The 25,696-nt window shown below is 41.1% G+C and carries 22 protein-coding genes and 1 pseudogene; 14 read left to right on the forward strand and 9 right to left on the reverse strand.

All coding sequences use genetic code 11. The features are described 5' to 3' along the window. Position 1 precedes the first annotated feature (1 nt). From DW103_RS01330 to ppdK, 8 genes are all read right to left on the reverse strand, one after another. The gene (locus DW103_RS01330) at positions 2-949 is read right to left on the reverse strand and encodes a hypothetical protein (protein WP_122273860.1); all 948 of its coding nucleotides are present in this window, start codon (positions 947-949) and stop codon (positions 2-4) included. Between the two features lie 13 nt (positions 950-962). Then, the gene (locus DW103_RS01335; RefSeq protein ID WP_122273861.1) at positions 963-2,819 is read right to left on the reverse strand and encodes a serine/threonine-protein kinase; all 1,857 of its coding nucleotides are present in this window, start codon (positions 2,817-2,819) and stop codon (positions 963-965) included. 42 nt (positions 2,820-2,861) lie between these two features. Further along, on the reverse strand, positions 2,862-3,665 hold the full coding sequence (locus DW103_RS01340; protein WP_122273862.1) for a PP2C family serine/threonine-protein phosphatase: 804 nt from the start codon (positions 3,663-3,665) through the stop codon (positions 2,862-2,864). A gap of 14 nt (positions 3,666-3,679) precedes the next feature. Beyond that, positions 3,680-4,195 carry an FHA domain-containing protein gene (locus tag DW103_RS01345; RefSeq protein WP_122273863.1) on the reverse strand — a complete coding sequence of 172 codons (516 nt, stop codon included), beginning with the start codon at positions 4,193-4,195 and terminating at the stop codon, positions 3,680-3,682. Beyond that, positions 4,192-4,431, reverse strand: a complete 240-nt coding sequence (locus DW103_RS01350) for a hypothetical protein (protein ID WP_122273864.1) — start codon at positions 4,429-4,431, stop codon at positions 4,192-4,194. Before DW103_RS01350 ends, DW103_RS01345 begins: the two co-directional genes overlap by 4 nt. A gap of 128 nt (positions 4,432-4,559) precedes the next feature. Next, complete coding sequence (locus tag DW103_RS01355) at positions 4,560-5,216, reverse strand: FHA domain-containing protein (RefSeq protein WP_122273865.1); 657 nt, start codon at positions 5,214-5,216, stop codon at positions 4,560-4,562. Continuing rightward, the gene (locus DW103_RS01360; RefSeq protein ID WP_122273959.1) at positions 5,206-5,604 is read right to left on the reverse strand and encodes a LytTR family DNA-binding domain-containing protein; all 399 of its coding nucleotides are present in this window, start codon (positions 5,602-5,604) and stop codon (positions 5,206-5,208) included. The genes DW103_RS01355 and DW103_RS01360 overlap by 11 nt, the downstream gene beginning before the upstream one ends. Positions 5,605-5,789: 185 nt before the next feature. Continuing rightward, positions 5,790-8,510: a pyruvate, phosphate dikinase gene (gene ppdK, locus DW103_RS01365; RefSeq protein ID WP_122273866.1), complete on the reverse strand. Its 2,721-nt coding sequence runs from the start codon at positions 8,508-8,510 to the stop codon at positions 5,790-5,792. A 362-nt stretch (positions 8,511-8,872) separates the two neighbouring features. On the opposite strand from ppdK, the gene rlmD reads away from it, so the two are divergent. Both rlmD and DW103_RS01375 read left to right on the forward strand, forming a co-directional pair. Next, positions 8,873-10,285, forward strand: a complete 1,413-nt coding sequence (gene rlmD / locus DW103_RS01370) for a 23S rRNA (uracil(1939)-C(5))-methyltransferase RlmD (RefSeq protein ID WP_122273867.1) — start codon at positions 8,873-8,875, stop codon at positions 10,283-10,285. Positions 10,286-10,316: 31 nt separating this feature from the next. Next, a complete protein-coding gene (locus DW103_RS01375; RefSeq protein ID WP_122273868.1) occupies positions 10,317-11,717 on the forward strand; it encodes a transglycosylase SLT domain-containing protein in 1,401 nt (466 codons plus the stop codon). 4 nt (positions 11,718-11,721) lie between these two features. Here DW103_RS01375 and DW103_RS01380 read toward each other — a convergent pair whose 3' ends face one another. After that, on the reverse strand, positions 11,722-12,249 hold the full coding sequence (locus DW103_RS01380; RefSeq protein ID WP_122273869.1) for a sensor histidine kinase: 528 nt from the start codon (positions 12,247-12,249) through the stop codon (positions 11,722-11,724). An 85-nt stretch (positions 12,250-12,334) separates the two neighbouring features. Between DW103_RS01380 and DW103_RS01385 the strand changes: the two are divergent. From DW103_RS01385 to DW103_RS01445, 12 genes and pseudogenes are all read left to right on the forward strand, one after another. Beyond that, positions 12,335-12,558 (forward strand): annotated as a pseudogene (locus DW103_RS01385) (MBL fold metallo-hydrolase); the annotation flags it as partial. Positions 12,559-12,853: 295 nt separating this feature from the next. Beyond that, on the forward strand, positions 12,854-13,318 hold the full coding sequence (locus DW103_RS01390) for a tetratricopeptide repeat protein (RefSeq protein ID WP_122273870.1): 465 nt from the start codon (positions 12,854-12,856) through the stop codon (positions 13,316-13,318). A gap of 23 nt (positions 13,319-13,341) precedes the next feature. Further along, positions 13,342-14,553: a 6-bladed beta-propeller gene (locus tag DW103_RS01395; RefSeq protein ID WP_233545579.1), complete on the forward strand. Its 1,212-nt coding sequence runs from the start codon at positions 13,342-13,344 to the stop codon at positions 14,551-14,553. 154 nt (positions 14,554-14,707) lie between these two features. Beyond that, positions 14,708-15,508: a hypothetical protein gene (locus DW103_RS01405; protein WP_147381159.1), complete on the forward strand. Its 801-nt coding sequence runs from the start codon at positions 14,708-14,710 to the stop codon at positions 15,506-15,508. 53 nt (positions 15,509-15,561) lie between these two features. Beyond that, positions 15,562-16,728 (forward strand): 6-bladed beta-propeller, encoded by a 1,167-nt coding sequence (locus tag DW103_RS01410; protein ID WP_122273873.1) that lies wholly within the window; start codon positions 15,562-15,564, stop codon positions 16,726-16,728. Positions 16,729-16,814: 86 nt separating this feature from the next. Then, positions 16,815-17,936 (forward strand): 6-bladed beta-propeller, encoded by a 1,122-nt coding sequence (locus DW103_RS01415; protein WP_122273874.1) that lies wholly within the window; start codon positions 16,815-16,817, stop codon positions 17,934-17,936. Positions 17,937-18,104: 168 nt separating this feature from the next. Next, positions 18,105-19,769, forward strand: a complete 1,665-nt coding sequence (gene menD / locus DW103_RS01420) for a 2-succinyl-5-enolpyruvyl-6-hydroxy-3-cyclohexene-1-carboxylic-acid synthase (protein ID WP_122273875.1) — start codon at positions 18,105-18,107, stop codon at positions 19,767-19,769. 7 nt (positions 19,770-19,776) lie between these two features. Further along, positions 19,777-20,748 (forward strand): hypothetical protein, encoded by a 972-nt coding sequence (locus tag DW103_RS01425; protein ID WP_147381160.1) that lies wholly within the window; start codon positions 19,777-19,779, stop codon positions 20,746-20,748. 6 nt (positions 20,749-20,754) lie between these two features. Beyond that, positions 20,755-21,579 carry a 1,4-dihydroxy-2-naphthoyl-CoA synthase gene (gene menB, locus DW103_RS01430; RefSeq protein ID WP_122273877.1) on the forward strand — a complete coding sequence of 275 codons (825 nt, stop codon included), beginning with the start codon at positions 20,755-20,757 and terminating at the stop codon, positions 21,577-21,579. A gap of 3 nt (positions 21,580-21,582) precedes the next feature. Next, complete coding sequence (locus DW103_RS01435; protein ID WP_122273878.1) at positions 21,583-22,614, forward strand: o-succinylbenzoate synthase; 1,032 nt, start codon at positions 21,583-21,585, stop codon at positions 22,612-22,614. A 40-nt stretch (positions 22,615-22,654) separates the two neighbouring features. Beyond that, complete coding sequence (locus tag DW103_RS01440) at positions 22,655-23,689, forward strand: AMP-binding protein (RefSeq protein WP_122273879.1); 1,035 nt, start codon at positions 22,655-22,657, stop codon at positions 23,687-23,689. A 12-nt stretch (positions 23,690-23,701) separates the two neighbouring features. Then, the gene (locus DW103_RS01445; protein ID WP_122273880.1) at positions 23,702-25,666 is read left to right on the forward strand and encodes a DUF3857 domain-containing protein; all 1,965 of its coding nucleotides are present in this window, start codon (positions 23,702-23,704) and stop codon (positions 25,664-25,666) included. Positions 25,667-25,696: the final 30 nt, after the last annotated feature.

Below are 25,696 nucleotides of genomic sequence, written 5' to 3' on the forward strand. Positions count from 1 at the left end.
ATTAGAAAAATACACCCAAACCTGCATTCAGGTCCACATATTTAAAATTAATGGTATTGCAACCGGCACTGACAAAGACCGGTCCCATTTTAATCATCACATCCAAATCGGCAGCCACTCCTTTATAAGAATAGTCTATGTTTTTACACCAATAAGAAGCATGTTTTCGGTAATCCGAAGCATCTATTGTTTCATATTCACATAGCAGTTCACGATTACCATACCCCAAACCGATAGAAGTATAAAGCCAAGGAGCACATTTTACCACTAATCCTGCCGTAGCGGCATAACTATTTGTTTTTTTCTTATTGGTGAAATTAAATATCGGCTCACCCGGCAGAGTCCCGACAACTTCACCTTCCCCACGGCATTCACCGACATAATCGTCACTAAATGACATATTCGTGCGAAAACGGGCAAACCATCCAAGATTATTTTTCACTCCACCTATGGTTATGCCATAAGGGGCCTCTATCGAATAAGCATAACCGATAAAAAATTTCATCGGAACTTTCGGCTTATTCTGTTTTTCCATATCGGATGGTTTTGTGTATTCGACCGGTTTACGAAGTACATCCAAACGCTCCTGCCAATAAGAAGCAAGTTCTTCACTTTTCGGTACTCCGATACCCTCCGTATAATAAACAACCAAACGATTGATGGCTATCGTATCATTCTCATTGGCCATCACATTCAAACAATTCAAGCATTTATTCATCAGACTTCGCATGGAAGGACGCATCCGCTGATTTGCAAGCCAGATAGTAGTCAGTTGATTTATACTATAGAAGTCACAATTTACGACACCTTCCTCATACCACATGCGGGCATCGCTATAATCGAGGCGTTTCATAGCCTCATCCCCTTTTCTATTATATTCAGTCTTCTGCTGGGCCGTTAAACAAAAAGGCAGCACAACCAATAAAATTAAAATCCAATGTCTTTTCATAAAAACAAATACGTTAATAGTACGTTAATCCCTTACTCACCAAAGTGCCGTCCGTATTATAAATATCGAACAAACCATCCTCCCGTTCAAAAGCGCGACCATTATCAGCGATTCCGACATTCAGATATTTGCAGGGAATATGTTCCTCCGCGTTTGTATCGATAGCCCCGTATTTTCCGGTAGATTTCTTTCGCACTATTTTATATTTTCCAAAAGTCATCTTTTCTTCATACTGAGCTTTTCTGTCTGCCAAAAGCTTTTCAGCTTCCTTTTCGTCGCAAGTGATAAGAAGTCTAACAACATCTTCCGTCAACTTGGTTTCTTTTGCTTTGGTAAAGTCTTTTTTTGCATTAGCATAATCTGCATTATTCATTTTTGTTTTTCCGGAAGTAATCAAAGCTTCATATTCCGCTTCAATTTCTTCTTCTGTTGGTTTTGCAGGCTGTGCGATTGTCTCGTCCGCATTCTCCTTCACTACCGGTTTTGTATTTGTCACCGGCTTACTAACCGGAGGTGTATCTACTTTTTTTTCCGTTTCTTTCTTAACTGATGAAGGAGCTTGTTTTTCCTCTGTCTTTTGAGTAGTAGTTACAGCCTCTTCAACCTTTTCAGAATCTATTTGAGAAGGTATAATCTCAAGTTTTTCCGGTATTTGCTCCGGAGCCATGCTTACCATATCAGTTTTATCCGACAAAGGCCTGTTTCCTTGAACAAAGAAAGCAACAGCAGAACCAACGCAGGCAAATATAGCAATAACTACAGATATAATGACTCCTTTTTTCTTCTTCTTTTTCTCTTTGCCTTTAAAAGAAGTATGAATTATTTCCGTATTATTATTTACAATTGTATTTTCTTCATCATCTTCCGGCTGTGATACCCGTCCGGAAGCATACAGAACAGTTGTATCTCCTTCATCCTGTGCATTCCGCACATCCGTATCCGGCAATTTTTTTTCAGCATTTTCATTATCTGCCGGAAAGTCCAGGGCTGCAAGCATCTCTGATACCGATTGAAAACGTTCCGCCGGAATAATCTGCATTGCTTTGATAATTGCAGCATCGGTTTTGGGGCTAATGGCCGGATTCAATTCTCTCGGATTAAGCAAAGGCCGGGTTGCCCGCAAAATGGATTCCGTCGGTATCTTACCGGTAAGCAAATTATACATGGTTGCCCCCAGTGAATATATATCAGGACAAGGTGAGAAATTCAGCGTGCCTTCATTGTCATATTGCTCTATCGAAGCAAATCCTTTCGATAAAGTCAACATGGTCGTACTGGTTTCCTGTTGCTCTATATCATACCGCTTGCTCACACCAAAGTCAATCAACCGTGCTTTTCCTTCGGCATCAATCAAAATGTTGCTCGGCTTGATATCCAGATGCAAGATATTATTCTCGTGAACAAACTGCAAAGCTTCCCCTATCTGGCGGACATACCTTAAAACGGTATTTTCCGAAAGCATTCCCTCCCTGTCAAGCAAATATTTCAGAGAGTTACCGGAAATATATTCCATTGCAATATAAGCCGTTCCATTCTCCTCGAATACCTCTAATACATTTACTATATGGGGATGATGAACCTCAGAAAGTATTTTAGCCTCTTTGATAAGTTTTTCCTTAAACTTGTCAAAAAGCACCCTTCCTGTTTCAGAATGTACCTGTACCACACATGAATCAGTATCCCTATAGCAATAATCCTTGAAGAAATACTCTTTTATACAGATCGGAACTTCAGTTTTCACTGTACCTAAAGCCCCTTTAACCTCTGTAAACCAGATGCCTTTGTAAGTTATACCAAAGCCGCCCTGACCGATTACACGAGTGATTCTATATTTTCCATTCTGAAGAATATGTCCGTTTGGCAAATTCATAACTACTTTCGCAATTCTATTAATCTGCCAAAATTACGTTATTTATATAAAAGAATAAAGGAAAGAAAGAATATTTTGCTTAAAACCTGTAGAATCTAACACATTTTGTATCGGTATTATGTAAAAAGAGAAGTTATCCCGGGTTTTACCGCTACAAGAAACCATCAAATCGTTTTTTATATTTTCCGGTGAACCGTTTTTTCTAAAAATAGAGGTTAATTCCTGATTACTGACACGTTCCAATACGCCATCCGTACACATAAACAAATAATCACCGGCTTGAATATTATCCAACAGAACGACATCTGCCTCCGTTGGATGTTCCGTTCCCTGAATAGCGCGTAAAATCACGTTTTTTTGAGGATGATGGGCAGCTTCATCTCTGGTTATTTTGCCTAATCTTACTAAAGAATTAACAAGCGAATGGTCTTCCGTTTGATAGAGTATTTCTCCTTGTCGAAGATGATAAATCCGGCTGTCCCCAACATGTGCCAACGTAATACCATTTTTTCCCACCGATACCATTGTCAGAGTTGTAGCCATACCTTTAGCTTCCGGATGAACCGAGACATAATCGTCGAAACGGGCCTCCGTATAACGAATCGCCTTATTAATAAAATCTTCGGTAGCTTCGCCGTTCAGAAAAGTTGAAAAATAAGTTTGGAAAGACTCACAAGCCAAAGCGCTGGCAATTTCGCCTTTTTCCGCTCCGCCGACTCCATCACAAACCAAAAACAATTGCTGATTGGCATTTATCCTTTCCGGTAAGGGGTAGATGGAATCTTCATTATTCTGTCTGCCTCCCTTTTCACATACAGCCCAAGGTTTACCAATTGTTATATTCATAGCATAACTGACTTTTATTCATTAAAACGAAGAACTGTGTGACCAATAACGATTTCATCATTATTACTCAACACAACTATTTCTCCATGCTTTAAGTAATTGCTATTATATAACGTATTATTTTTACTATTATTATCAGAAAGATAATGTTTATAGCCTCCTTTTGCATCTTTTTTCACTTCTATCCGAATATGTTCCCGGCTCATTGATTTGTCGGCTGTAACAATACCGAACTGCGCTTTGGATGCATTGGATTTCCGGCCGATAATTATAAGTCCCTCATAAAGAGAAAAGACTTGTTCCGGCGTATCGTCATTTGCGATGACAGAAAGCCGGCCGGTTGTGGTTTTGATAGGTCGGATAAGCACAGTATCGGATTCCGGCATATTTTGCCCCTTACCCAAAGAAAGCATGGAAACCGGTATCGGCTGCTTACATTTGGGACAATTAAAAAAGGTAATATCGAGGGGAATTTTCCCCTCGTCTACCTTTAACCCTACATGGCAATGTGGACATTTTACGGAAATCATATAATGAATGATATGTCAGAACCATCCATGTCCGTCGAGTATGTATCCAGCATATCTGCATCGGACAGCATAATCGTATCGTCAGATAAAGTAATAAAATCCGAAACATCCAGATTTTCGTCAATCATCACAACATCTGCCAAATCGTTTCCTCCATCCACATCCACTACCACGACATCCGACAACATCGCATCATCGGTGTCCAGAGTTACGAATGTGTAATCCTCTTCTTGCATTGTATTGTTTGTTTAATAAATTTGTAGCAAAAATAGAGAAAGTAATTGATTAGGAAACATAGAATTGTATCTTATAATCAAAGGTTTGGAGTTTCTGTACGAAAGTATTACTTTTACATACAAACACACTATTCACTCACCCATTTTGCCTTACAAGATGAAACAGGACATTGTTTTCTATTTCGTAACGATTCCCATGGGATTTCACCCAGAAAGGTACCGCATTTCGGACATACATAATCTATCTTGAACTGATTGGCAATATCTTGTAGCAACTGAGGCGTCTTAGCCGACTGTTTTGCACCCAGGTAAATACCGACGGTCGGGGCACAAACGGTAATGAACAAACTCAAGCCAAACAGCTCGGGACTACCCTTTCCTAAAAAACCAATCACAACCCCGACAACTCCCGGTATCGCAAAAGGAAGCGATTGGAATAGCCTGGTTTTAAATTGATTAGATGATTGTATCTTAATCTTTGCTTGAATATAATTATCATATACTTTTTTCAAAGCAGCAAACTCTTCGCTATAATCATTATTATATTTCAGTACTTCCGACACATCCAGCACATAGTTGTCACCCAACGTAATCACGTCTTTCAACGCCACACGCTTTTTTACTATCTGTACACCATTCACGAAAGTCCCGTTAGTAGAGCCTAAATCTTCCAATAGCCAACAATCGTCATCTTCACGAATCAGACGTGCATGATGTCTGCTTACATGAGGATGCTCCCTGACTACAAAATCGTTATCTTCCGCTTTTCCTATTTTAATTACCATCCTTTACTTCTTTTGGTTCTTCCGGTTTACCCATTTCCTTTTCGAGTGTGTCTTTCAAGACCTTCAAAGGATCTTTCGATATGACCAATTCCCTGGGTTTTCCATCAGCCGTAAGCAATAACAGTTTTTGCTTCGGCAAATTAATTTGCAAAATATGGTTCTTATTAATGATATGGCTTTTGCCTACACGCATAAGTATCGCATTACATCCGGCCACTTGTCTTTCCAAAATTTCTTCGATTTTTCCTATATTTATTGCAAACGTAAATTGAATCCCGTTGGATAACAACAATCTGGTATAATTTCTGTCGGCTTCAAAATATAGGATTTGCCCTATTTTGATACGCAACAACTCATCTCTTGTCTTAATTATTAAATACCGCTCCATACGTAGATATTGTTTTTTTGTTTCTCTTTCAAAACAAATATACATGATTTTATCTTTAAACCGAATACTTTTTATAAAGAATTTACCCTTTTAACAGAAAAGAGAGATATCTAAAAAGCCAAAAGAAGGATTCCCTATTAAGGAAATCCTTCTTAAGTAGCTTAAATTCTTATTATTATCGGGAATCAATCTTCAATCGCTGCCTGGGCTGCCGCTATACGTGCGATAGGCACGCGGAACGGGGAGCAGGATACGTAATTCAGGCCAACTTTATGGCAGAATTTAACAGAAGAAGGTTCACCGCCATGTTCACCGCAAATACCGCATTTCAAATCCGGACGGACCTTACGACCTTTTTCCGTAGCCATACGGATTAACTGGCCGACACCATTCTGATCTAAAACTTGGAAGGGGTCTACTTTCAGGATTTTCTTTTCCAGATAAACCGGCAAGAAAGAAGCAATATCGTCACGCGAGTAACCGAATGTCATCTGTGTCAAGTCATTTGTCCCGAACGAGAAGAACTCTGCTGAAGAAGCGATACGGTCGGCAGTCAAAGCCGCACGAGGAATTTCAATCATTGTACCAATCTTAAAATCAATCTTGTCGCCCATTTCGTCGAATAATTCCTTGGCTGCCTTACGGATAACCTTTTCCTGTTCTTGGAATTCATACAAAATACCGGTCAGCGGAACCATAATTTCCGGTTTGGCTTCCACACCTTCTTTCTTCAATTCCAATGCTGCTCCCAAAATAGCACGTGTCTGCATTTCTGTAATTTCCGGATAAGTATTACCCAAGCGGCAACCACGATGGCCCAGCATCGGGTTATGTTCGCAAAGCGATTCTACACGCTTTTGGATTTCTTTCACAGACACACCCATTGCTTCAGCCATCTCTTCCTGACCTTTCAAGTCGTGAGGAACGAACTCATGCAAAGGAGGATCGAGTAAACGTACAGTTACAGGACATCCGGCCATTGCCTTGAATATACCCTTAAAGTCTTCTTTCTGATAAGGTAAAATTTTTGCCAATGCCAATTTGCGACCTTCCGCATTTTCTGCCAAAATCATCTCACGCATGGCCTTAATTTTCTCACCTTCGAAAAACATATGTTCCGTACGGCACAGTCCGATGCCCACAGCACCAAAACCACGGGCGATAGCAGCATCATGAGGAGTATCCGCATTTGTACGAACCTGTAATTTGGTATATTTATCTGCCAACTTCATCAATTCGGCAAAATCACCGGACAATTCGGCGGCACGGGTTTCAACCTGGCCGACATAAACTTCACCGGTCGTACCGTTTATAGAAAGATAATCACCTTCTTTCAATGTAACTCCGTCAACATCCACCGTTTTATTCTTATAATCGATTTCCAAAGCACCGGCACCGGATACACAACATTTACCCATACCACGAGCCACAACCGCAGCATGAGAAGTCATACCTCCGCGGGCAGTCAGAATACCTTCGGCTACAGCCATACCGGCCAAATCTTCCGGAGAAGTTTCAATACGCACCATCACGACTTTCTTTCCGTCGGCATGCCATTTGGCGGCATCATCAGCGAAAAATACAATCTGTCCGGTAGCAGCTCCCGGAGATGCGGGAAGACCTTTTACCCAAACTTTCGCATTTTTCTGAGCTTGTTTGTCGAATACCGGATGAAGCAGTTCGTCCAATTTGTTCGGCTCGATGCGCTGCAAGGCCTTTTTCTCATCAATCATACCCTGGCGGAGCAAATCCATGGCAATCTTAACCATCGCCGCACCGGTACGTTTTCCGTTACGGGTTTGCAGGAACCACAATTTACCTTCCTGAACCGTGAATTCCATATCCTGCATATCGCAATAGTGGTTTTCCAGCTTCGTCTGGATAGCATCCAACTGTTTGTAGATTTCCGGCATTGCTTCTTCCATGGACGGATATTTCGCTATACGTTCTTCTTCCGGAATACCGGCACGTTCAGCCCAGCGCTGAGAACCGATTTTTGTAATCTGCTGCGGAGTACGGATACCGGCTACCACATCTTCACCCTGTGCATTAATCAGGTATTCACCATTAAACAAGTCTTCACCGTTTCCTGCATCGCGGGAGAAGCAAACACCTGTAGCGGAAGTTTCACCCATATTTCCGAATACCATTGCCTGGACAGATACGGCCGTACCCCATTCGGCAGGAATACCTTCCATTTTACGATAGAGGATAGCACGTTCGTTCATCCAGCTATCAAATACGGCACAAATAGCACCCCAAAGCTGTTCGTAAGCAGAAGTCGGGAAATCACGACCGGTTTGCGCCTTAACGGCTGCTTTAAATTTAGCAACCAATGTTTTCAGGTCGTCAACATCCAGTTCGTTATCCAGTTTCACACCTTTTGCTTTCTTCACCTCTTCAATGATTGCTTCAAACGGGTCGATATCCTCCTTGTTGGTCGGTTTCATGCCTAGCACTACGTCGCCATACATCTGAACAAAACGACGATAAGAATCCCATGCGAAACGCGGGTTATTCGTCTTAATGCTCAAACCTTCCACCACTTCGTCATTCAATCCCAGGTTCAGGATTGTATCCATCATACCCGGCATGGAAGCGCGGGCACCGGAACGTACAGATACCAATAGAGGGTTTGCCACATCTCCGAATTTGGAGTTCATCAGCTTTTCGATATTGCCTATAGCCTTCTCTACATCCGATTTCAGCAACTCAACCACTTTGTCTTTGCCTAAATCGTAATATTCGGAACAAACTTCTGTGGTAATAGTGAAACCCGGAGGAACAGGAACACCTATTAAATTCATTTCAGCAAGGTTTGCACCTTTTCCACCCAGCAGATTTCTCATATCTGCTTTACCTTCGGCTTTTCCATCTCCGAACGTGTAAACTCTTTTTCTTTCCATTTCCATATTCGACAGTAATTTATTCAAGTGTCATTATTCGTATTTTCAATGTCAATTTTGCAATGTAGAGATTGCAATGCTGCAAATATATTGTATTTACGGCTTGTTGATACAATTGAGGTTAAATATTTTTACATGTTTTATAACCATTCTTTACTTTAGTATCAAATTAATAAGTATATTTGCGTGGCGAAAATTTTAAAAGAGAGATTTCTTATGATTTAACAACGATTTTTCCCGGAAACTCCCGCTCCTTGATTCTCCTTTCCCACAGGCAACTCTCCTCCTCTACCCGGCAAACATTTTTTATTTAAAAGAATTGTCTGTATTTTTGCCTCACAAAAATTTAAATATCAACGACATTGGCAAGAAATAAAAAGCAATTACCTTTATTGGAAAAGGTAACGATAACGGATGTGGCCGCCGAAGGCAAGGCTATCGCAAGAGTGAACGATATGGTAGTATTTGTTCCCTATGTAGCTCCGGGTGATGTAGTGGACATTCAGTTAACCCGTAAGAAACACAGTTATGCCGAAGGTAAAGCCGTTTACTTCCATGAATATTCTCCCGAACGAACAACTCCTTTTTGTGAACATTTCGGTGTTTGCGGCGGTTGCAAATGGCAACATCTGCCTTATGAGGCGCAAATCCGGCACAAGCAGAAGCAGGTGATAGATAACCTGACACGTATCGGGAAAATCGAAATGGAAGAAATTCTTCCTATTAAAGGTTCCGAACATACGACATTCTACCGGAACAAGTTGGAGTTTACTTTTTCCAATAAGAAATGGTTGACGGAAGACGAAGTCAAATCGGGAGCCAAATTCGACTGTATGAACGGAGTCGGTTTCCATATACCAGGCATGTTCGACAAAGTGCTGGATATAAATAAATGCTGGCTGCAAAACGATATTTCGAATCGTATCCGGCTATGTATCAAGGAATATTGCCTCACGCACGAAGGTTATCCGTTTTTCGACCTGCGCAATCAGGAAGGTTTTGTCCGTACTCTGATGGTCCGTACGGCATCTACCGGTGATTTGATGATTGTCGTCGTGTTTTTCTATGAAGACAAAGAACGTCGTGAAGCCCTCCTTTCGCATGTGGCCGGACAATTCCCGGAAATCACCTCTTTATTATATGTAATCAACGAAAAATGCAATGATACGATTACGGACCAGGAAGTATTGACATTCTGTGGCAAAGACCATATAATAGAAGAGATGGAAGGATTGAAGTTTAAGGTCGGCCCGAAATCTTTCTATCAGACAAACAGCGAGCAGGCTTACGAATTATATAAAGTAGCCCGCGAATTTGCGGGATTGACCGGAAAGGAAATGGTGTACGACCTGTATACCGGAACCGGAACAATTGCCAATTTCGTGTCCCGTCAAGCCAAAAAAGTAATCGGCATCGAATATGTACCCGAAGCCATTGAAGATGCGAAAGTCAATTCCGCCCTGAATAATATTGAGAACACCTTGTTTTATGCCGGAGATATGAAAGATATCCTGACACAAGACTTTATCAACCAACATGGTCGTCCGGATGTTATTATCACGGACCCTCCACGTGCCGGCATGCACGATGATGTAATCAATACGCTCCTGTTTGCCGAGCCTGAACGCATCGTTTACGTAAGCTGCAACCCGGCTACCCAAGCTCGCGACTTAAGTCTGTTGAGTGTAAAATATGCGGTAAGGAAGGTTCAACCGGTAGACATGTTCCCCCATACGCATCATGTGGAGAACGTCGTCCTGCTTCAAAAGAAATAAGATGAAAACAAAAGCATAAAAAGCTATCAAAATGAATAAGAACATCATCCCTTTCTTTCTGCTGTTTCTTCTTTTATCCGGTTGTACCCCCCATAAAAAGGAAACCCGGGAAAGGGATGATGTGACAATGGACTTGCCCCAACTGAAAGCAGCAGGCGAAATCACGGCCGTGACCCTTTACAGCTCAACTTCATACTTCCAATATAAGATGCAGCCTATGGGGTACGAATATGATTTGATTAAAGACTTTGCACGTTCGGAAGGCCTGAAATTAAACATTAAAGTCGCAGAAAACCCGACTCGCCTGATAGAAATGCTCGAAGCCGGAGAAGCTGATGTCGTGGCCTACCCCATCCAAATCAACACCAAACTGAAAGACCGGGTTCTTTATTGCGGACGCGAAGAGCAAGATTGCCAGGTTTTGGTTCAACAGGCCAATAAAGGCGATACCATTATTAAGGATGTAACGCAGCTGATTGATAAAGAGGTTTATGTAAAACCCGGAACCAAGTATTTCGAGCGGTTGAAAAACCTGGACACCGAACTGGGCGGCGGCATCAAAATCCATGAGGTAGAACAGGATTCTATTACAACCGAAGATTTGATTGGCATGGTTTCGCAAGGTCAAATCCTTTATACAGTCAGCGATGAAAACATCGCACGCCTGAACAAAACTTATTTCTGGAATATCAACGTGGCCTTAAAAATAAGTTTCCTGCAACGTTCTTCCTGGGTGGTACGCAAGACCAGCCCCAAGCTGGCTGAAGCTATCAATACCTGGGTTTCCGATAAAGCCGGGACACACGTCTACAAAGCTGTCACGAAAAGATATTTCGAACTGAGTAAACAGCCTTTCAGTATCGAGATGCCGGAAATAAAAAACGGACATATTTCTCCTTACGATGACTTATTCCGTAAACATGCTAAAAATATCGGTTGGGACTGGCAACTGTTAGCATCCATAGGCTATCAGGAATCACGCTTCAATCCGAATGTCGTATCGTGGGCCGGAGCAGAAGGACTGATGGGCATCATGCCAAATACGGCCAAGGCATTGGGCGTCACCCCCCACGAATTGAAAGACCCGGACACCGGTATCCGTACCGGTGTGGACTGCCTGCGACGGTTTCGTCAGGGTTTCAACAAAGTGACAGACCCGACAGAAAAGATTAAATTTACACTGGCCGCCTACAACGCTGGTATCGGGCATATTTATGATGCCCAGCGCCTGGCCGAGAAATATGGGAAAAACCCGAATGTATGGGACGATAATGTAGCCGAATATATTCGCCTGAAGAATGATCCGGTATACTACAACGATCCGGTTTGTAAACACGGATACTTACGCGGTTCGGAAACATATAATTATGTACGTGAGGTCATGGAACGATATAAATATTACGAAGAAAAAACCGGACACAAAAAATCCTGACAACTTATTTCCCAATATTCCCGCTTATCATCTCTTTCAGCAATAACATGACTTTCGGATGGCTTACCGGTATTCCGTACATCACTTCCCGGACAGCCTCCGTACTGATTGCATACGAATAGTCATCAGACAAATAGGAAAAACGGAGATTTATTTCCGGATTACCGGAGATTAGGAGTGCAATCGTTTCAGGTAAATCCCCCCACGGCGGACAATCGATATGAGAGGCATTAAAACAAGCTGTCACTATCGTTCCCTTCCCCGGTTCAGACTGAATCGAAACCGTTCCGCCTGTCTGTTCGGCATTTTGTATCAGAAAAGGAAGCCCCAACCCCACTTTGCGGGTAGTACGGGTGGTATAAAAAGGATTTGTAACCCTCGCCAATGTTTCTTTATCCATCCCGCAACCATCATCAGAAACACGTATCATTATACGGTCAACCTTTTCTTCAATCGATATTTCGATATCGGAAGCCCCGGCACGTACGCTGTTTCCGGCAATATCCGTGATATGAAAAGATAAATTATTCATACTTGCTCATTCTTTTTCTTATTTTGCAAATATGGGAATTTATTATTTTTGCAGCATAATATAAATGAAAATATTCAAGAATGGACAACAGAAACAATTCAGTTTCCGCGCACTCCTCCCCGACGGACAAGTACTGGTTTGCCTCGGTGACGAACCATATAATGAAGTTTGCAGAAAGTATGTCGTTCCTTGCGATTGGCTTCTATCTGAGCTTTTTGCCTTTATGCAGAAAAAGAAATTTTCAAACCATACGAAAAGCATCACAGTACTGTCTTGGATGCCGGCAAACTGGCAAAACAATTAGATGTCCCGGACGACTTGGAGAAAATAAAGCTGTAACCACATAAAATCCATCCCAATCTTTCCCCGATTCACTACCGACGTATTTGCAATTTTCATGGCAGCTATTTTAATGTTGATAACCGTCGGCCAGCTGGCTGATAATTATGAGCCACCTGGCTGACGGTTATGAGCCACCTGGCCGATAATTATCAGCCAGTAAAAATGTAGGCAACAAATCAACAAAAGATAGGGAAAAAATATTGGTGCTTTAGGACGTTTTCCACAGAAAATACCTATATTGCCGTCCAAATGCTGAGACACCATGAAAATACTTGCTTCCATATTGTTGGGGATTACTTTATTTACTCTATTAGCTTGTCACCGGACAGAATCTCGGCAGCAGCCCCTTTTGCAAGCAAAGAATTTGATGAAGGAACATCCGGACAGTGCACAAATATTGTTGGAAACAATACCTTCCCCGGAAAAGTTACCTATAGAAGAATATGCTACTTGGTGCTTGTTAGTGACGCAAGCGCAAAATAAAAATTACGTGAAGTGCATGTCTGATTCTGTGATTAATATAGCGGTTGAGTATTTTGGAAAAATAAAAAATCCGCTACATTATGCGAAAGCACTATATTATATAGGAAGAGCTTACGGAATGCAAAAAGACTGGCAAAGAGCAATTGAATTCTATAAAAAAGGTGAAGATATTGCCTTATTGATAAACGACAAATCAGCATTATCTCTGTCATTAAGTGAATGTGCGACTATTTATAAGCAGTAAACGTAATATTAAAAGGGAAGTATATGAAACAAATGTTAGCGTTAAAACGAGCATTTTTTAATTTAATAGTCATCCTGTTAATAATACCAGGATGTGGAGGTAATAAACAATCAACAGATGATATCATCATGGTTGACATTACGAAAACTCCTTCTTCCAAAAAAGAATTGATACTTCAGGACTTTATGGATGTGGAGTATATTCCGTTGGAAACAAACGATGAGTTTATTAATCAAGGTTATATAAGAGATATAGGTGAACATCTCATATTGGTGACAAACCGAGGTGTTTATGATGGGAACATTTTTGTTTATGACAGGACAGGGAAAGCTTTACGAAAGATAAAACGTAAGGGACAAGGAGGTGAAGAATACACATGTATCACTGATATTATTTTGGATGAAGATAATAATGAAATGTATGTTCATTGTCATTATACAAAAAAATTCATGGTATATGATTTGTTCGGAAACTTTAAAAGAAGTTTTCAATATAAGGAAAATACGAATGGGATGCTTTACTCCGATATTAATAATTATGACAAAAATAATTTGATTTGTTTTGATGAATACAATAAAAAGAGAGCTTTTGTTCTTATATCCAAACAAGATGGGAGTATTACCAAAAAGATTGAAATTCCGGTTAAAGAGACTAAGATTGCGATGAAATTTTTAATAAACAAAGAAGAAAATAGTGTGATTTCAGTAGGTCCTACTCCTTATCATACAATAATCCCATTTAATGGCAATAAGTTGTTGTTGGAACTTTCCTCTGATACTATATATGCACTCTCACCGAATCATGATTTGCGTCCTTTTATCGTAAGGACTCCATCCGTTCAATCTATGAATCCAGAAATCATGCTGGTTTTAAGGTTATTATCCAATCGTTATTATTTTATGGAAACTTTCAAAAATGTGTACGACTTTGAGAAAGGAGAAGGGTTTCCCCAAACATTTTTTATGTATGATAATCGAGAAAAGGACTTTTTTGAATATCGTGTTTATAATGGAGACTATTCAGTAAAAAAAGAAATATACATGAACATTTTGAGACCGGTAGATTACGAAAATGAATTATGGCAACGTTTAGAAGCCTACCAACTTGTTGAATCTTACAAGAAAGGAGAATTGAAAGGCAAACTAAAAGAAATTGCTGCAACATTGGATGAGGATTCCAATCCGGTGATTATGTTGGTGAAACACAAGGATGCCCAAAATGTCAGCTCCTATTAGTGCTAATGAATTTGCATCAGAATTGATTAAGCATGATTATCGTACCGGTTGGGAACTTCCGGTAATGCCATTTTAGTGTATAAGTATTTTATTTTCTGTTTAGGACATTTTTCCACAGAAAATACCTATATTGCCGTCCAAATGCTGAAGTACCATGAAAAGAGTTATGTCATTTCCATATTTGCTTCTTGTATTATGCAGTTTAATGACTGCATGCAATTCTCCTGACCCCTCTTTTCCTCACGAAGCAACTTTAACCCCTGAAAAAAAGCCTTTACAAGACATTAATAACCCTGTAAAAATAGAGGTGAAACCTCCTTTTCTAATTCTTCAAAAGATGCTGCCGCAAACCGACAGTCTTTCTCATATTCATAAACATGCTTGCGATACGTTGAAAAACACCATTGACGAAGCCGTCTTCATAAAAGATTCGTTATACATTGCAGATGCGATGAGTGCAACTTCCGGCTTAACCCCTTATACAGTAGATTATTATGCTGATATAGACATGAAACGTGTGTATGCCAATGATAGCCGTGTCATATTCTGTTATGGATATAAAAAACAGATTGATTTTATGGATTTCAAGTTTAACCTTATTAATAAGGTACAGTTTAAATTTGAAAATCCCACGTATATTGACTCCAAAAATCAAGGAGAAGTGAATTTTAGTTATGTCTGCAGTTATTTAGGCAAGCATTATTTTTATACGCTATTTGTAGGAACACCATCGGACAAGCAACGCACTCTTTCTTCTAAGGGTAATTTTCTTGAAGTATATGATTTAAACGGGAATCCGATTACCAGATACCATTTGAAAGGAAAGCTTCCGGTTTACTTTGCTGTAGATGAAAAGACCTTTACATTATATGGACCTGAAACATGCGACGAGCCTGAGAAACATTTGCTCATTTACAAATTGAAAGGGCTATCCCATAGCTCCGAAGATTTATAATAAGAGATTAATTTTCCATTAAACATCAAATAAAGAATTATAAATTATCAATTATGAAACACACGAATACAATTTTGGCATTTATCTTAGCTATAATGATAGCCGGATGCGAAGAGAACAAGCAAACAACAGATGATCTCATCACAGTTGACGTAACGAAAACTCCTTCTTCCAAGAAGGATCTGATTCTTCAGGACTTCATGGATGTGGAATATATCCCGCTGGAGACAAAAGATGATTTTCTTAACCAAGGTGTTGTACAGGCTGTAGGTAAAGATGTCATATTAGTAAAAAACAGGAACGATGACGGGGATATTTTTGTCTATGACCGAACGGGAAAAGCCTTGAGAAAGATAAACCGTAAAGGTCAAGGAGGTGAAGAGTATATATATATTTATAACATTATCTTGGACGAAGATAAGGGAGAGATGTATATAAATGATATTTACGCAAAGAAAATCGTTGTATATGACTTATATGGAAACTTTAAACGAAACTTCAAGCATAAAGAAGGTGGCGGCTCTATATTTTATACCGACGTTTTCAATTACGACAAAGACAATCTGATTTGCTATGATGAATACAATGAAGAGATTCCATTTGTCCTTATATCCAAACAGGATGGAAGTATTGTCAAAGACATTAAAATCCCATATAAAAAGAAGATAATGTTGCAGCAACAATTACAAGATGGAGATATTATTTATACGACAAGTCCCGGCCCACATCGTACTATAATACCTTATAAAGGGAATTGGATGCTATCAGAACTTTCATCCGATACCGTTTATACATTATTACCGGACTACAGTTTGCGCCCATCCCTTGTCAGAACTCCGCCCATTCAATCGATGGAGCCTGGTATTTTTCTTTTGTTAAGGCTGTTTTCCGACCGTTATATCTTTATGGAAGCCATAAAAAATGTATATGACTGGAATGCAAAATCAGGATTCCCGAGAACTTTTTTCATGTACGACAAGCAAGAAAAGAACTTTTTTGAATACAGAGTGTACAATGGCGACTATACGACCCAACAGGAAATATACATGAATATGTTGAGACCTGTCAATCACGAAATCGAATCATGGCAAAACCTAGATGCTCCCAGACTTGTGGAAGCCTATGAAAAAGGAGAACTAAAAGGAAAATTAAAAGAAATAGCTGCAACATTGGACGAAGAAGCCAATCCGGTGATTATGTTGGTGAAACACAAGAAATAAACGAACATACAAGCTATATGAAAAATTACAAATTATCAAACATTAAATGGATAAATACAATTTGGATATTTATCTTAGCAATAATAATGCCAGGATGTGGAGGGAATAAACAACCAACAGATGATATCATTATAGTTGATATTACGAAAACTCCTTCTTCCAAAAAAGAATTGATACTTCAGGAGTTTATGGATGTGGAGTATATTCCATTGGAAACAAACGATGAGTTTGTTAATCAAGGCTTTGTGCAAGCTGTAGGCAAAGAAGTCATATTAGTAACAAACTATAGGAATGATGGTGATATTTTTGTGTATGACCGGACTGGGAAAGCCATCCGTAAGATAAATCGTAAAGGGCAAGGGGGAGAAGAATACATATCTTGTAGAGGTGTTACATTGGATGAAGAAAACAATGAAATGTTTATAAACGATCATTTTGCTAAAAAAATAAAGGTTTATGATTTGGAAGGACATTTTAAACGAAGTATTAAACAAAAAGAGGATGGCGATACCCAGTTTTATTGGGAAATATTTAATTATGACAAAGAGAATCTGATTTGTTACGATGAATGCAATGAAGAGATACCATTCCTGCTCGTATCGAAGCAAGACGGGAGTATAACCAAAGAGATTAAAACCCCATTTAAAGAGAAGAAGATATTTTTACAAATCTTAAGAAGTGAAAAGGGAACAAAAGCTGCCGGACCAGGAAATTATAGCAGAATAACTCCATTTAATGGTAATTGGATACTATTAGAGCCATCGTCAGATACTATATATACTTTAATGCCCGATTACAGTTTACGTCCATTTATTGCGCGAACACCACCTGTCCACACCATGTATCCGGAAGTTTTTTTGATTTTAAAGTTGGTTTCCAATCGTTATTATTTCATGGAAAGCATAAAGAATGTATATGATTTTAGTAAAGAAGAAGGTTTTCCGAAAACGTACTTTGTGTACGATACACAGGAAAAGGATTTTTTTAGGTATATCATATACAATGGTGATTATTCTTATAAAAAAGAAATCTATCTGGTTGCCCTCACTCCTATAAATCAAAAAGGCGAATCATGGTCTTCTATAAATGCTTTCGATCTTCGCAAGGACTATAAAAAAGGAAAGCTGAAAGGCAAACTAAAAGAAATAGCTGCAACATTGGAGGAGGATTCCAATCCGGTGATTATGTTGGTAAAACACAAGAAGTAGTGAATATCGTTCCTATGGACGAGGGAGTTTCTCCTGCTATCCCACATTTTCACTGAAGCGAATATGAGCATTCGAGATTTATCTTGTATCTTTGCTTGGATAATTATCCGGACAGGGCTTGGAACCTGGAAGATTAAAAATCGTCAACAATAAATTATTCTATACGATATGTATTCAGACAAAAGAAACATACTTCAACTCGTTGCTCTGCTTAAAGCACATAACGTAAAAAAAGTCGTATTATGTCCCGGAAGCCGGAATGCGCCGATTGTACATACATTGGCCAATCATCCGTTTTTTACTTGCTATCCGATGACGGACGAGCGGAGTGCCGCTTTTTTTGCGATTGGCCTTGCCCTGCATGGCGGACAACCGGCTGCCGTGTGTTGTACGTCGGGAAGTGCATTGCTGAATATTCATCCGGCGGTATCGGAAGCTTTCTATCAGAAAACATCATTGGTGGTCATATCGGCTGACCGTCCGGGGGCTTGGATCGGACAAATGGACGGACAGACTTTGCCACAGCCGAATGTATTCGGAACATTGGTGAAAAAATCCGTTAACTTGCCCGAAATCCATACGGACGAGGATGAATGGTATTGCAATCGTCTGATAAATGAAGCATTACTCGAATTGAACCATCACGGCAAAGGCCCGGTACATATCAATGTACCCATCTCCGAACCTTTATTCCGGTTCACCACGGAAAAATTGCCTGAAGTTCGTGTCATTACCCGTTATCAGGGGCTGAATGTATATGACCGCGAATACAACGAACTAATTGAACGGCTGAACAAATACAACAAACGGATGATTATCGCCGGACAAATGAGCCTGATTTATCTGTTCGAAAGAAAATATGCCAAACTTCTATACAAACATTTCACCTGGCTGACGGAACATACCGGTAATAAGACAGTTCCTGGCATACCGATAAAAAATTTCGATGCAGCCCTTTATGCGTTGCCGGAAAATACAAAAGAAAAGATGGTTCCCGAACTGGTTATTACATACGGTGGACATATCGTGTCGAAACGGCTTAAAACATTCCTCAGACAGCATCCGCCCCGCGAACATTGGCATGTATCTCTGGATGGTGAGATTGCAGATCTCTATGGTTCGCTGACAACCGTTATAGAAATGGACCCTTTCGAGTTTCTTGAAAAAATAGCTTATCTGCTGGAGAATAAGCCGACTGAATTTCCAAGACTTTGGGAAAATAATGCACGTGAGCTTCCACTACCGGAGTTCCCCTACTCCGAAATGGGTACTATCGGAATGTTGCTCAAATCGCTTCCGACTCCTTGTGCGCTGCATTTGGGTAATAGTTCGACTGTTCGTTATGCACAGTTATACAATCTGCCGGATGGTGTGGAAGTTTGTTGTAACCGGGGAACAAGTGGTATCGAAGGTTCTCTTTCCACCGCTATCGGTTATTCGGTCTGTTCGGATAAACTAAACTTCGTCGTATTGGGTGATTTGAGCTTTTTCTACGATATGAACGCACTTTGGAACAGTAATTATGGTTGCAATCTGCGTATCCTGCTGCTTAACAATGGTGGAGGAGAAATATTTCAAGCATTGCCGGGACTGGATATGTCGGATAAATCACATAGATTTGTGACAGCCAGTCATCATACTTCAGCCAAAGGTTGGGCTACGGAACGAGGATTTGCATATTCCGCCGTCCATAATGAAGAAGAACTGACTGAGGCTATGAAAACATTTATACAACCGGAGCCATTCGCACAACCTATGTTGATGGAGGTATTCACGGATAAAGACGAGGATGTACGGTTATTAAAAGAATATTATCACCAATTAAAAAAATGAGAGAACCATGAGAAATGTTATTTGCACAGTCAGCTTTATACTATTGTTCCTTTCATGTCAAAATAAATCTCAGAAGATATTGGCCATTACAGAAACGAATACTTGGTCCGACACAGTCAACTATCGCTTGGCTACTGCCGAAGAAGCCAGAAAATTACTGGTTGTAGAGGATCATTATATACGCAATCGGAGTCCTTTCGATATTGCTTCCAGGCTGGAAAATCCGGAAGGTAAAAAGGAAGATTTGATGAAACTGATGACGGAGGAAGTACGTGACTGGACAGACAAAGAAAAAACGCAAATCGACCAGTTAAGGACGGCCATCAACGATTCCATACGGAAACATCAATACCACCTTCAATTCCCGAAAGAAATCATCTTGGTCAAATCGACTCTGAAAGATGAAGGAGAAGCCGGAGGATATACACGCAAGAACTTTATCGTTCTGATGGGAGGAGATATCCGGCAAACATTGCTTCTACATGAAACATTCCACGTATTGACACGTAACAATCCGGAATTCAAAAAAAAGATGTATGAAACAATCGGTTTCACTGTCACTCCCGAAGAATTGGAATATCCGAAAGATTTGTGGGACATGCGTATTTCCAATCCGGATTCCGAACGCTTCGACAGCTATGCAACATTTACCATCGATGGAAAACAACAAAAATGCGCAATGGTTCTATATGCCAACAGGCCCTATACAACCGGGAAATTCTTTCATTACATTACCATTGGCATGGTTCCGCTGGACGAACAATTAAAGCCGATACAAGAAAACGGAAAGACAATCGTCTATCCGTTGGAGAAAGTCTCGGATTTTTATGAAAAAGTTGGAAGGAATACCGGCTACATTATCCAGCCGGAAGAGATATTGGCAGACAATTTTGTCATTGCTTTCCTGAACTATCCAAAGGTACCGACACCTGAGTTGAAAGATAAAATACGGAATTTATTAAAACAATCACCAAAATAAAGAGATATGGAAACAAAGAGAGAATGGACTCCTATCAAACAATACGAAGATATTATATTTGATTTCTATAAAGGTATCGCCCGCATCACAATCAACCGCGAACGTTACCGTAATGCCTTTACTCCCACCACTACTACCGAAATGAGTGACGCGCTTTACATTTGCCGGGAACGTCAGGATATCAACATTGTCGTTCTGACCGGAGCCGGAGATGTGGCATTTTGCGCGGGAGGGGATATGAATGTAAAAGGTCATGGCGGTTATGTAGGTAAAGACGGTGTGGCACGGCTGAATGTATTGGACGTACAAAAGCAAATCCGTTCTCTTCCGAAGCCGGTAATTGCGGCGGTAAACGGTTTCGCCATTGGCGGCGGACATGTGTTGCATGTTGTATGCGACTTGACAATTGCTTCCGAAAATGCGATATTCGGTCAGACAGGGCCGCGTGTAGGTAGCTTTGACGCAGGTTTCGGTTCATCATACCTTGCTCGTATCGTCGGCCAGAAAAAAGCACGTGAAATATGGTTTCTCTGCCGCAAATACAATGCACAGGAAGCTCTGGATATGGGATTGGTAAATAAAGTGGTTCCTTTGGAAAAACTGGAAGACGAATATGTGCAGTGGTCCGAAGAGATGATGTTGCTCAGCCCGTTGGCACTCCGCATGATTAAAGCCGGCCTGAATGCGGAATTGGACGGCCAGGCAGGTATTCAGGAACTGGCCGGTGATGCCACGATGCTTTATTATATGACTGACGAAGCACAAGAAGGAGGAAAAGCCTTCCTGGAAAAACGCAGACCGAGATTCGAGGACTATCCTAAGTTTCCGTAAAAGATGTCAATCCTCCACTATAAACTTCGAATCATTCCCAAAGTTCTGCATTTCAAACAGCCGGCCGGAACTTCGCGAGGTATCTATACCTTGCGTAAATGCTGGTATCTGCATTTGACATCAGAAGAAGAACCCGGACGGATAGGTATCGGCGAATGTGCTCCTTTACCCAATCTGAGTTGCGATGATTTACCAGACTATGAAAAGATACTGGAACAATCCTGCCGCAAAGTTGAACGGGAAGGGACATTGGATACCGAAAGTTTGCGCCCTTATCCCTCTATCCTTTTCGGATTGGAAACAGCATTCCGCCATTACGAAAGAAATAGTTTTGCCTTATGGGAAACTCCTTTTTCCCGTGGTGAAAAAGGAATACCCATCAACGGTCTTATTTGGATGGGTGATTACCGGAAAATGCTGGAACAGATAGAGAAGAAGATGCAGGCCGGTTTCCGTTGTATCAAACTGAAAATAGGTGCAATCAACTTTGATGAAGAATTGGCTTTGCTCCGTCATATACGCGCACATTTTTCAGCAAAAGAAGTCGAATTGCGAGTGGATGCCAATGGAGCCTTCCCGCCTACTGATGCAATGGACAAACTGAAACGGCTGGCTGAACTTGACCTGCATTCCATCGAACAGCCAATCCGTGCCGGACAATGGGAAGAAATGGCACGTCTCACCGCTTCTACTCCACTGCCGATAGCACTCGACGAGGAATTAATCGGTTGTAATACGGTTGAAGGGAAAAAAGCATTGATATCTGCCATCCATCCCCAATATATTATCCTGAAACCGTCTCTTCACGGAGGTGTCAGTGGTGGAAACGAATGGATTGCAGAAGCCGGATTACAAGGGATTGGTTGGTGGATAACTTCCGCATTGGAATCGAACATCGGCCTGAATGCTATCGCACAATGGTGTGCTACATTTGAGAACTCTTTGCCACAAGGATTAGGAACCGGTGCACTCTTTACGGACAATATAGAGATGCCGCTGGAAATACGGAAAGACTGCCTTTGGTACAATGTTTAATTAAAGGACAAAACTAAATAATTCTTTTTGCAACATCTTTATGTCACCCATAGAAGAAGAACTACAAACATTTCTTGCCGAATGGCAAAATGATTCACCCTATATAGAAGTGCAGACTTCCGGCTCGACAGGCACACCCAAGCAGATGAAAGTCCGTAAAGACCAAATGCTGCAAAGTGCCCGTCTTACTTGCGAGTATCTGGGATTAAAAAAAGGCGACAAAGCCCTGCTCTGTATGCCGCTTCGATATATTGCCGGAAAAATGATGGTAGTACGTTCCCTGTATGCCGGTCTCGACCTTATTGTGCGAGAACCATCCGGTCATCCACTTGCAGATATAGAGACACAACTCCGTTTTGCCGCCATGATTCCACTTCAGGTATATAATACGCTGCAAATACCGGAGGAAAGGGAACGACTTTGCCGGACAGACATTTTGATTATCGGAGGAGGTGCCATCGATACAGCCTTGGAAGAAAATATAAAGGAATTACCTAATACGATTTACTCTACTTACGGCATGACGGAAACGCTCTCCCATATTGCCCTCCGCCGGCTAAACGGACCGGATGCTTCTCCGTGGTATCACCCGTTTTCTTCCGTCCGGCTTTCTCTGTCCAAAGAAGATACGCTGGTAATAAACGCTCCACTTATTTGTGATGAAATACTGGAAACAAACGACATAGCCTGTTTGCTCCCCGATGGTCGTTTCCGTATTCTCGGTCGAAAAGACAATATCATCAACAGCGGAGGAATAAAAATACAAATAGAAAGCGTGGAAGCGCTATTGCGTCCCGTTATTTCTGTTAACTTTGCAATAACATCAATTCCAGATACGAAATTCGGAGAAAGGGTTGTTTTATTAATAGAAAAAAATAAACAAGAAACAGATGCATGCAGTCAGCTGATACAAGCAGATACAACCGTTGAATGTAAGCACTTCGATTTTCTACCCAAATATCAGCGTCCGAAATATGTCTGGGAAGTCAATGCCATTCCCATGACAGGTAACGGTAAAACAAACCGGGTCGCTTGCCGGGAATTGGCAATAAGTATATTAAATAAAATATCATAAAACGCTATATATATGAAGTTTATATCTATCACTATTTTATCATTCCTGACTTTGACCTCCACGTATGGACAAAGCCGGGAAAGTTGTCAGTTTGCTCCGGATCCGACATTACAACATCCGGAGACTTATGCAGGTTACGACTGTGTGAACTTGCTGGATAGTACCCATGTCAATGTACAATCTACCGGCTCCGGTTCGTTTGCTGTTTGCAAAATCATTAAAATAATGACACCGAAAGGGGCACTCGCGAACCGTGTTCTTAAATACGATTACGACCCGCTGACAGCTCATGCGGAATTTCACCGGGTCACACTTTATAAAGCCAATGGCGATGTACATAATCTGGATATCACTCAACAATACGATTATGCGGCTCCGGCACGTGCCATCTATTGGGGAGCACGGCAAATCATGATGGAAGTCGGTCCGTTGGAGCCTGGAGATATTATCGACTATCAAATCGATAAAAAAGGTTTTACTTATGCTCTGTTGGCTGGTGACGGTGAGGATGAATCACGTTTTATCCCTCCCATGCGCGGACAATTCTATGATATTGTTCCTTTTTGGGCAACCGAACCGACCATCCGTAAAGTCTATAAAGTATCCATTCCCATGGAAAAAGAGATGCAGTTCCAGTTCTATCAGGGTGAATGTACCTCTTCCATGCGTTATGAAGACGGACGAAAGGCCTATACGTTTGTGAGCACAGACATCATGCCGGCTAAACGTGAACCGAATATGGTCGACCTTTTTGACGCAGCTCCTAAATTAATGATGTCCAGTACACCGAAATGGCAGGATAAATCACTGTGGTTTAATAAAGTAAATGAAGATTATGGAAGTTTTGCTTCACTACCCGAAGCACAGAAAAAAGTGGATGAGCTGATAAAAGGGAAAAAAAGCGAGATGGAAAAGATTGCCGTTCTCACCCATTGGGTTGCCGACAATATCCGTTACTCCGGTATCTCGATGGGAAAAGGTGAAGGTTATACCCTCCACAACACAAAAATGAATTATACCGACCGTTGCGGTGTCTGTAAAGATATTGCCGGGACATTAATATCTTTCCTGCGTATGGCCGGTTTCGAGGCTTATCCCGCCATGACTATGGCCGGAAGCCGTGTAGAAAGCATTCCTGCCGACCATTTCAACCATTGCGTTGCCGTAGTAAAACTTTCCAGCGGGACCTATATGCCACTTGATCCGACCTGGGTTCCTTTTTGCCGTGAACTATGGAGCAGTGCCGAACAACAGCAGAATTACCTGCCGGGGGTTCCCGAAGGTTCAGACCTTTGCCTGACACCGGTCTCCGCTCCCGAGAACCATTATGTACGTATCAATGCTGTCAACAAACTGGATGCGAAAGGTACATTGACGGGGCAATTCACTATCACGGCCGAAGGACAATCCGACAGTAATATCCGGGGAATATTCACTCGTGGCTGGCAGTCTACATGGCAAAACATGCTGGAAAACCAGTTACTTGCCGTTTCCCCCAAAGCCCGTCTGATTAGCGTGGATTACGGGAAAAATCCGAAAGACTACCAAGCAGCTCCTATCAAAATGACATTTCGCTATGAAATTCCGGAATACGCTATTCCCGGAGAAAAGGAAATGCTATTCAAGCCCTTGGTTATGAACAATCTGTACAATCAGGTAAAAAGCTATCTGCGCATTAATACGGAACTGGAAGATCGCCGGTATGGTTTTAAAGATGCTTGTTCCCGGTTGGTAGAACTGGACGAAAGTATTCAGCTTCCTTCCGGATATACTCTGGTAAATGCCGATAGAAACGATAACACAGAGAGTAATGCGGCCGATTTTGAAGGTTCTCTCCGTCAAGATGGCAACAAGGTAGTACTCCACCAGAAGCTAGCTCTCAAGAAACGTGTTTACGAGGCCACCGATTGGGATGGTTTCCGTTCCGCAGTCAATGCGCATAAAAGCTTCGAAGATTATTTGGTAATCAAAAAATAATGACCACTTCTAAAAAAGACAATGAAAATA

The organism is Parabacteroides sp. AM08-6 (genome assembly GCF_003473295.1).
GTDB lineage: Bacteria > Bacteroidota > Bacteroidia > Bacteroidales > Tannerellaceae > Parabacteroides.